The sequence below is a fragment of the Stenotrophomonas sp. CASM106 genome (assembly GCF_049384825.1).
In the GTDB taxonomy this organism is placed as follows: domain Bacteria; phylum Pseudomonadota; class Gammaproteobacteria; order Xanthomonadales; family Xanthomonadaceae; genus Stenotrophomonas; species Stenotrophomonas muris.
Genome location: NZ_JBMRFS010000063.1, coordinates 1 through 438, shown reverse-complemented (window position 1 = coordinate 438; position 438 = coordinate 1). Strand labels below are relative to the sequence as shown.

The following is a 438-nucleotide window of genomic DNA, read 5'->3' as shown; positions in this document are numbered from 1 at the left end:
CTCGCATCGTTCGGCGGCGGCTTAGGCTCTGATGGCGGAATGGCCGAGTACATGATCGTTCCGTCTCAACGACTCTTGGTTCCATTGGGCGATCTCGACCCAGTGGAGGCCGCGCCACTGACAGACGCGGCGCTGACGCCGTATCATGCCATCAAGGCATCCATGCATCTACTGACGCCCGATGCAACAGTTCTGGTGCTCGGCATAGGCGGACTTGGACACATTGCGCTACAGCTCCTTAAGGCCATGACTCCGGCCCGAGTAATCGCAGGCGACGTTGACTCAGGTAAACTTGAGCAAGCTAAGCGCTTTGGGGTTGACCACATCGTCGAAACAAAGCACGTGGAAGCAGCTACTGACTCAATTCGTAGCATTGCGGGTACACGCGGAGTGACGCTTGCGCTGGATTTTGTTGGAATTCAGAACACAGTTGACCTA

1 protein-coding gene is annotated in these 438 nt (G+C 56.2%); it reads left to right on the top strand.

The genetic code is table 11. From position 1 onward, the window contains the following. Window positions 1-39: 39 nt before the first annotated feature. A partial coding sequence (locus tag VG556_RS22545; protein WP_423180073.1) for a zinc-binding dehydrogenase occupies window positions 40-438 on the top strand: 399 nt, incomplete at its 3' end.